Below are 9,269 nucleotides of genomic sequence, written 5' to 3' on the forward strand. Positions count from 1 at the left end.
ATCAACTTTTAACGACCATTACGGTTGCGACCACGTGGTGCTTTAGTATTGGGACGAGTTGTACCATTGGTCTTACGACGTGGTTTCTCACTTTCATCCATTTGCCAAATACGCTTTGTACCTGACTTTTTCTTGTTCGGATCTTTTTTATCGCCTTCTTTCTTTTTCTGGTGCATGGGTTTACCACCTGTACCGCCTGGTTTTTTCACATACGAGCGAGAACGATACGGTTGATCTTCAGGTAAATCTTTAAAATCAGGATAAAGCAAAGGCTCGATTTCAGTTTGCTCACCTGGTTGTAAACCTAAACGAACCAAATCAATTGCACCAATTTTAGTACGAATTAAGCGTAAAGTTGGAAAGCCAACAGCCGCTGTCATACGACGCACTTGGCGATTACGACCTTCACAAATTTGTAGCTCAATCCAACTTGTTGGGATGTTAGCACGATAGCGTACAGGTGGATCTCGGTCCCATAACCATTCTGGCGCATCTACTTTCACTGCATTAGCAGGTAACGTCATGCCATCAGCGAGTTCAACGCCTTTACGCAATTGCTCTAATGCCTCCTCAGTTACATCACCATCGACTTGAGCAAGGTAGGTTTTAAATTTTTTATTTGCAGGATTTGTAATGTATTGATTCAGACCACCATGATCCGTAAGGAACATAAGCCCTTCAGAGTCAAGATCAAGTCTGCCTGCCAGACGTAAATCTGGATCATGAATAAAGTGAGAAAGTGTAAGGTGAGCTTCATCCTCACGGAACTGTGACAAAACGTCGAAAGGTTTGTTGAATACAACTATTTTCATATGAGTATACTGCTTTGGCTATGGGCGGCATCATAACAATAAAGGTTTCTATTTAATGGGAAAATGTTGTTATTTCCCGTATAAATCTCAAAAAAACCTGTTTTGAACTAAACTGTTTCATGCAATAAAAACGAAAGTATGCCATAGAAGGCATAGTGATAATCGCTAAATACATGAGGGAGAACCTGCAAAATGGGTTATCAGAAGATCGTGGTTCCTGCCGATGGTGACAAAATCACAGTAAACGCAGACCTGTCACTGAATGTTCCAAATCATCCAATCATCCCTTTTATTGAAGGTGATGGTATTGGTGTGGATATTACACCAGCTATGAAAGCAGTAGTAGATGCTGCGGTGTTAAAAGCTTACGGTGGCAAACGTTCGATCGAATGGATGGAAGTCTATTGCGGTGAAAAAGCAGATAAAATTTATGGCACTTACATGCCTGAAGAAACCTTTGAAGCTTTACGAGAATTTATTGTTTCAATCAAAGGCCCTTTAACCACACCTGTGGGTGGTGGTATTCGTTCACTGAACGTTGCGTTGCGTCAAGAGCTTGATTTATATGTTTGCGTGCGGCCAGTCCGTTGGTTTGAGGGGGTTCCTTCACCTGTTCAACATCCTGAACTTACGGATATGGTGATTTTCCGCGAAAACTCTGAAGATATTTATGCAGGGATTGAGTGGAAAGCAGATTCAGAAGAAGCTAAAAAAGTTATTAAATTTCTAAAAGAAGAAATGGGCGTAACAAAAATCCGTTTTGATGAAGGCTGTGGAATTGGGATCAAACCTGTTTCTAAAGAAGGGACACAACGTTTAGTACGTAAAGCCATTCAGTTTGCGATAGATAATGATAAACCTTCTGTGACGTTGGTCCACAAAGGTAACATCATGAAATACACCGAAGGTGCATTCAAAGAGTGGGGCTATGAACTTGCAATAGAGCGCTTTGGTGGTCAACTGCTTGATGGTGGGCCGTGGGTTAAAATCAAGAACCCTAAAAATGGTAAAGACATCATTATTAAAGATGTGATTGCTGATGCCTTTTTACAGCAAATTTTAATGCGTCCAGCGGACTATTCTGTTATTGCAACGCTTAATTTGAATGGTGACTATATTTCTGATGCGCTGGCAGCAGAAGTTGGGGGAATTGGCATTGCACCGGGTGCCAATATTGGCGGTGCGATAGCAGTTTATGAGGCAACACATGGAACAGCACCAAAGTATGCGGGGCAGGATAAGGTTAATCCTGGTTCAATTATTCTTTCTGCTGAAATGATGTTACGTGATATGGGGTGGGGCGAAGCTGCCGATTTGATTATCAAAGGTGTTTCTGGTGCAATTGAAGCGAAGACAGTAACATATGACTTTGAACGATTAATGCCGAATGCAACCCTATTGCGCTGTTCTGAATTTGGTCAAGCCATTATTCAACACATGGAAGATTAAACAAAGCTAAGCTGAGCTAAAGAGAAGGGTGTTTAAGTAACGCCCTTCTTTATCGGCATTTTTTTTAGTTCGATTGTATTGTTTGTTAATATCGTCTTTTCATTGTGCATTTCACATGATTTTCAAACCTATAAATATGCACTGTATCGTAAATTTAGATAAATCTGTATCTATGTTATATCGGTTAAAAGTTCAAAATAGTTGAAAAATATTTAGAGTCTGTTGCTATGAAAATGTATCAAGTTGATGCTTTTACCCAAGTATTATTTAAAGGCAATCCAGCGGCAGTCATTGTCTTAGATGAATGGTTGGATGAAAACTTAATGCAAAATATCGCATTAGAGAATAACCTTTCCGAGACAGCTTTTGTTAAGACTATAGATGATGATAATTATGAGATCCGTTGGTTTTCACCAACAGATGAAGTTGCTTTTTGTGGACATGCGACACTGGCAAGTGCATTCGTATTATTTAAAGATTTTACAAGAACAAAAACCATTCAATTTCATGTGCGCGATTTGGGAATTTTTGTGGTTAGCCAAGCAGCAGATGGCAAGATTAAAATGAATTTCCCTATTCGAAAAGCTAAACTTGTATCTGAATATCCTCAAGAACTTCGAGATGGTTTAACTAAGCCATTTAAAGCGGTTTATCTGAATGGTCAGGCGTATATTGTTGAATATGAAACAGTCGCTGATGTATTAAACGAGCAGCCCGACTTTGAAAAATTAAAACAATTAGGCGCATTACGTACCGCAATTACTGCATCTCAACCTGATGTTGCTATTACAGCGAGAGACGAAGGTCAGTTTGATTGTGTATCTCGCTATTTCGCCCCTGCGATTGGAATTAATGAAGATCCTGTTACGGGTTCGATTCATACTGCAATTGCACCCTTATGGGCTGAAAAACTTGATCAAACTCAGCTTATCGCATATCAAGCATCAGTTCGAGGTGGGATTTTAGAGTGTGTGATTGAGTCTGAGGATCGTATTGAAATTTCAGGTTATGCAAAACTGTATATGCAAGCTGAACTGACGATCTAAATTTTAACTAAACCGCTATAAAAACATAGAAAAAAGCTGTTTAAATACACAGCTTTTTTCAAAACATAACTATTAAAAATTTAAACCATTATCTAGTATAGCTTGTTGTTTTTATTTAAATCACCAAAAAAACTCGGATAATCTATGTTAATGCGGTTTAAGCAGCTTACTCTCTCACTTTGTTTGATCGGGTTGAGTGCAACGTCTTGGTCTCAGACAGTACTCGTAAAAAGTGAAAAAAATATTGAAGAATACAAATTAGATAATGGTTTCAGAGTTATTCTTGCACCAAATGATAAAGAAAATAAAGTCTATGTAAATACCGTGTATTTAACAGGCTCTCTTAACGATCCTAAAGGGAAAAGTGGTCTTGCTCATTTGCTTGAACATTTGGCATTTAAAGGCACACAAAATGTCAAAGGTGAGGAGTTTCAGCGTCGTTTGGATCAATTTACTTTAATGACCAATGCCAGTACCGATTATTATTCAACTAAATATTTAAATATTGTTCGTCCTGAAAAAAATGCACTGAATGAAATTCTATACCTCGAGTCTGAGCGTATGGATAAATTAGTGCTACAAGAAAAATTTGTCCCTTCTGAAATCGAAATCGTAAAACGTGAACGTGAAATTCGTATGGATCAACCGTTTGCAGTATTGATGGATCAGATGTGGAAAGCGGCTTATGGCAATCAATATTTAGGTCGATTGCCGATTGGTGATTTGCCTGAATTAAAGTCTATAAAAATGAATGAACTAAATCAGTTTTATAGAACATGGTATGCACCAAATAATGCTGTGATGGTCATTTCTGGAAAATTTGATAAATCAGAAGTATTAAATAAAATTGATCAATATTTTAGTCCGATTCCTGCACGTACTGTACCTGCACCTGTTCAAGTTCCAGTCTTAGATTCTAGTAAGATTGAGCAGCGAAAATTCACGGTGCAAAAGGGTAGTGATCTTGCTAAATTCCACATTTATATGAATGGAAAAAATACGCAACTACAACCAGCATTAGCACTTGCACCAGCACTTTATACCATGCAACCTAGTGGTACGTTGTATAAGAGTATGGTAGAAACAGGAGTGAGTACAGCTGTTCAATCAACGACATGGTTGGACCAAGATTTTAATATGGTGTTTATGGGTGCGGTGTATGCGCCGAATCATGATGCAAAGAAAGTTGATGATGCGTTGATTGATGGTGTTGAGAATAGTCAATCATTTACCGACGCAGAATTACAACGTATCAAAACTATTACTCAAAATACCGCTGAAACGATTGCAAATGATGCCGTTGCTTTGGGTTCCCGCCTTAGTGATTATGCAGTGTCTTCACACGGACAATGGGATCAATACTTCAAAGATTTACAAGCTATTCAAGATTTAAAATTAAATGATGCCAATCAAACATTAAAACAGTTTTTAGTATCATCGCATCGTATTTCGGGAGATATTCAGCCTACGCCTGAAGATCAAAAGAAAGCGATGACACTTAAGGCACAAGATAAACCTAAAACCTTAGACCAAAGTGCCGAAAAGCCTGAACCTTTGAAAGATGTTGCCATTTATCGACAAGAAGTCACTCAATTTGTCGCACAGTCTGCGCAGCAATTGCAAAAAAATGAGCAAAAAATTCAACGTGGTGAATTAAAGAATGGTATTCGCTATGCTTTATTCCCAACCACAACACGTGATGACAAAACCTATGCCATGATTAGCTTAGATTTTGGTACTGAAAAATCACTGTTTGGTAAAGGAGTGACCTTAGATTTAACCAGTTATTTGATGTTGCGTGGTTCTGAAAAACATACACTGCAAGAAATTACAGATAAAGCGATTGCAGCAAGTGGTGGAGCATCTATCACTTCAAATGGTAATGGTTTAACAATTGGGATTCAGGCAAAAAAAGATAAGTTTGAAGATTTTTTAAACTTTATTGTCGATGTGATGAAGCAACCTAAATTTGCACAATCGGAATTTGATTTAGCAAAAAATCAGAGTTTATCTGCATTAGATCGACCTTATACTGAACCTGCTGTAGTCGCATCTATGACTTTGGCAAGATTACTCGAAACCTATCAACCAGGTGATTTGCGTTATCACTTTGAACCAGAGTTTGCGAAGCAGCAGTTAAATGCGGCTACCCAAGCACAGGTGAAGCAATTCTATGATCAATTCTTTGTGACAGATCATGGTCAAATTGCTGTGACAGGTGATTTCGATCCGAAAAAAATGCAAAGCATGCTACAGAAAGCATTTGGACAGTGGAAAACGAAACAGCCGTACCAAAAAATTACTTCTCCTTATGTTGCTTTCAAAGCTGAAAAAGTCCATGCACTCTCCGAGCAACGTGAGTTTGGTAGCTATCAAAGTATCCTAACGATTCCAGTAGGGGCTTATCATCAAGATGCTCCCGCACTCATTATCCTTAGCCATATTATGGGTAACTCGCAATTGTCTTCTCGCTTGGCGCAGGAATTACGTGAGAAAAATGCGCTTGTTTATGGATTTGGAAGTAATCTTGATCTAGATTCTGATACCGATAGTGGATCAATTAGTATTACTGCGAATTATACAGCTGGTCGTTCTGATCAAGTCTCTCAATCTGTTCATAAAGTATTAACTGATTTGCTAAGCAAAGGTGTGACTGAACAAGAGGTTGAAGCAGCCAAAGCCGATATTATGAAGAAGCGTGTGACTTCATTAGAAGATGAACGAAATATTCATAGTATGCTTACGGGTCAATTAGAGCGAAATAAAACCTTGATGGATCGTGCTGAACGAGATCAAGCACTTGCAAAGTTGAGTAAGGCAGATGTAGATGCTGTAATTAAAAAATACATCAAATTGGATCAGTTTGTGGAAGTAATGGCTGACCAATATGGTAAAGCCCAAGACTTAAAATAACAGACCAAAAGAAAGCCACCCTTAGGTGGCTTTCTTTTTACGTTTAGATTATTCGTGATCGTGTTTATGCGTATGAAAATCTTCATTTTTACGGAAGCGTAAGTAATTTTCAAACTGCTCACAATATTCGTCAAAGTTGTCTTCAAGCATCATTTGAAACTGTTGCAATAAATAAGACATCACCTGTTCTTTGGCATCACGCATTTCATTGCCATCTTTAAAATTATTTGCTGCAACCCACGTATTAAAGCGAGCTGTTGCAAATAACATGGCAGCGCTGACTTGTCCACGTAACTCTTCTGGTTTGGGTTGCTGTCCTTTTGGTGGGCGACAAAACTCATTGGCTTGTTTGATAAATTCATCTGCTCGCTCAAAAAATATCGCATTTAAAGCTTCTTCTTCTGTCACATCAGTGGCATTAATTTTTTGAGACATGATTTTTCCCAACAACAAATAAGACACGATATTATAGACAAAGCCTTGCGGAAACTAAACCTTTGGCTTAATCTGAAATAGCCTAAGTAATTAGAATAATCACTATGCAAGATGCGATTGCAATTCAAAGCCTTAAAACGGATATCGCTTTACTACGTCAACATATACATCCACCCCAATATTTAGAGCATGTCGAAGGTTTGCCGATTTATTATGGTTTAAAGGACGAGGTCGATGAATACTACCAACAATGGCAACCTTTGATTGAAAGGGCGCAGCAACTCTGTCAGCCTTTTATGGAGGATGATGTCGTTGATGCGATTCATTTACCGAGCCATCTAAATTTGCCACTGTTTTTCTTTCATGTAGATCGTATTCGAATTAATAAAACACGGGCTAAAGAATCTAAGACTTTTCGTGGCGTAGCGGCTTTGCTCGAAAAATGTGGAAAATTTGAGACCGATCAGATTTTTGCGATGCAGGAGTGGCTGGGGAGTGATGATACTGCGGCTTTGGTGGCACATCGTGAGTTTATTGATTTACGAACTTATGTCTTTCAACATGGACAAAGTGAATATACGCGTACCCGTTTTTATATGAATGGCGTGATTTTAAGTGTTGAGCCGCATTTTAAATTGGTAGATGCGCGAGATAAGCCACGTAAGCAGCGTAATGATAGTTATAGTGATCCGATTGCCGATAATGGGACATGGAAGATTTTTGGGAAATATCGATAGAATTTGATAATTTCTCATCAAGTCAAGCTTTTCATCCCCCTCTTTTTCAAAGAGGGGTGAGTTGAAATTTATACTGATCAGTATTTGGGTTTGTGTAGAGATTGCTATTTCCAGAAAATATCTTGAGCCGATAAATCCTGTAACTTTTTGTCTGCTTTCTTTGCGACATGAGGTTGTTGTGCTTTTACCCAACCGAGTGCAAATAAAAATTGTGGTTGTTCTAGCGCCTGCTTTTCAAAAATCTGTTCCGCCACAAAGAGATCATTATAAAAACCTAAATACTCCTGAATTGGCTCAAGTTTATTTAGAAATTGCTGAACCTCTTTTTCAGGATAAAGCCTAGAAATAAAATCGATGCAATAACGCAATTGCTTAATACGCTTACGAGTACGATGTTGTTTTTCAACTGTAAGTGTAGAAAACTGAGTTGCGTCCATTAAAATTTTATGAAAAAGCTTGCTCAAACTTTTAACCACTTGTTTAGATAATTTTGATTTTGATTCATCACCACAATATATAAAACTAAATAATGATAAGAATAGCTGTGTTGTTTTAGCTCCGCTGAAAAGCTTGGCGATATAGGAATCTATTTCAGCACCAAGAGGAAATTCAAAATCACAGCTTTGTTTTATAAGCGGAATCACAGAATCCTGAATTGCATCGTGATCACGTGATTGCCCCAAAGCCTTAAAAAGTTCTGCTAATTCATTTTCCCAAGTTGGATCAATCTGGGCTGACCAATTTGAAAAATGTTTTAAAGCAGAACGTAAGCGACGCAAGCCGACACGTGCTTGATGAATATGATCGGCTTCAGCAACACCATCGGCAATTGCGGCAGCATTCGGCAATATGTGGTTTAAGGTATTTTCGACGATCAGTTTAAGCGACTGTTCCGCGCTAAGTTCAGATTCTAAATTGAGCTGTTTGGCTTTGGTCGCAGGAGAAACACGTTTGCCAACTGCGAGTAAATTACCTCGTTCAGCTTTGCTACGCACATCAAGCCATAATTGATATTTATCTACCCATGTCTTGGTAAAATCAATTAAGTCCTGTGCTGTACCTTGTTTGAGTTCAAATTCGACTTCACAAATTTTGGCTTGATCGGTTGGAGTACGAATTTCACCATCATCTAAGCAAACTTCAATCTGTGAATCTTGAAACTCAAACACATGGAAACTTCGTTGTACATCTGTTTGAAACTGTAACTCTAGCTTAGCAGGAGCATCACCTAAAATCTCACGTAGCACCGTTTGAACGGTTCGATTGTGCTGATAAAGTGATAGATCAAGTTCGGGTTCTTGTTCACATTTACCCAGATAAATATCTTCTTCAATGCGCTGTAGATGATTTTTACTGGCGGCTTTAAAGGTTTGTACCCAATGCTCACCTTCTTGGCGTAAACGGATAGCGACATAGTTTTTGGCAAGTAAGCGGTCAGCGGTATCATAATATTTGGCTTGGAGCTGAATTTTTTGCGCTTTTTGCTTATTCAATATTTGTAAAACACTTTTTTTCTTAGATTCAGGAAGTTGAAATTTAAGCTCTATTAGAGATGGATCCGTAAATTTGAACAACTCCTATAAGTGATATTCTGCTCCTCAAATGATGTTATAAACATCAATATATGGAGTATTTTATGGCACGTAGACCAAGAAGAAATCATTCAAATGATTTTAAAGCTAAGGTAGCACTTGCTGCGATTAAAGCAGAAAAAACACTTGCTGAATTGAGTGCTGAGTTTGATGTTCATCAAAACCAAATTATTGACTGGAAAAATCAATTGATCTCAGCTTCCTCGCAAGCTTTCGATCAATCAAAAGCTCCAACAGAACCACCCATCGATCTAAAAAAACTACATGCAAAAATCGGTGAGCAGG

The 9,269-nt window shown here is 38.3% G+C and carries 8 protein-coding genes; 5 read left to right on the forward strand and 3 right to left on the reverse strand.

What is annotated here, in order from left to right; all coding sequences use genetic code 11:
* Nucleotides 1-8: 8 nt before the first annotated feature.
* Complete coding sequence (locus tag CDG59_RS11800; RefSeq protein WP_087545514.1) at nt 9-812, reverse strand: pseudouridine synthase; 804 nt, start codon at nt 810-812, stop codon at nt 9-11.
* A 192-nt stretch (nt 813-1,004) separates the two neighbouring features.
* On the opposite strand from CDG59_RS11800, the gene icd reads away from it, so the two are divergent.
* From icd to CDG59_RS11815, 3 genes are all read left to right on the forward strand, one after another.
* Nucleotides 1,005-2,261: an NADP-dependent isocitrate dehydrogenase gene (gene icd / locus CDG59_RS11805; protein WP_087545515.1), complete on the forward strand. Its 1,257-nt coding sequence runs from the start codon at nt 1,005-1,007 to the stop codon at nt 2,259-2,261.
* 227 nt (nt 2,262-2,488) lie between these two features.
* The gene (locus CDG59_RS11810; RefSeq protein ID WP_087545517.1) at nt 2,489-3,307 is read left to right on the forward strand and encodes a PhzF family phenazine biosynthesis protein; all 819 of its coding nucleotides are present in this window, start codon (nt 2,489-2,491) and stop codon (nt 3,305-3,307) included.
* A gap of 144 nt (nt 3,308-3,451) precedes the next feature.
* Nucleotides 3,452-6,220 carry a M16 family metallopeptidase gene (locus CDG59_RS11815; protein ID WP_087545518.1) on the forward strand — a complete coding sequence of 923 codons (2,769 nt, stop codon included), beginning with the start codon at nt 3,452-3,454 and terminating at the stop codon, nt 6,218-6,220.
* Nucleotides 6,221-6,268: 48 nt separating this feature from the next.
* Here the strand turns inward: CDG59_RS11815 and CDG59_RS11820 are convergent, their stop codons facing one another.
* Nucleotides 6,269-6,655 carry a DUF3144 domain-containing protein gene (locus CDG59_RS11820; RefSeq protein ID WP_005157976.1) on the reverse strand — a complete coding sequence of 129 codons (387 nt, stop codon included), beginning with the start codon at nt 6,653-6,655 and terminating at the stop codon, nt 6,269-6,271.
* A gap of 104 nt (nt 6,656-6,759) precedes the next feature.
* Between CDG59_RS11820 and CDG59_RS11825 the strand changes: the two genes are divergently transcribed.
* Nucleotides 6,760-7,392, forward strand: a complete 633-nt coding sequence (locus CDG59_RS11825; RefSeq protein ID WP_005157974.1) for a hypothetical protein — start codon at nt 6,760-6,762, stop codon at nt 7,390-7,392.
* A 104-nt stretch (nt 7,393-7,496) separates the two neighbouring features.
* Here the strand turns inward: CDG59_RS11825 and CDG59_RS11830 are convergent, their stop codons facing one another.
* Nucleotides 7,497-8,939: a CYTH and CHAD domain-containing protein gene (locus CDG59_RS11830; RefSeq protein ID WP_087545521.1), complete on the reverse strand. Its 1,443-nt coding sequence runs from the start codon at nt 8,937-8,939 to the stop codon at nt 7,497-7,499.
* A 77-nt stretch (nt 8,940-9,016) separates the two neighbouring features.
* On the opposite strand from CDG59_RS11830, the gene CDG59_RS11835 reads away from it, so the two are divergent.
* The coding region (locus CDG59_RS11835) for a transposase (RefSeq protein WP_143225226.1) at nt 9,017-9,269 on the forward strand (253 nt) is incomplete at its 3' end.

It is taken from the genome of Acinetobacter sp. WCHA29 (genome assembly GCF_002165335.1).
Taxonomy (GTDB): domain Bacteria; phylum Pseudomonadota; class Gammaproteobacteria; order Pseudomonadales; family Moraxellaceae; genus Acinetobacter.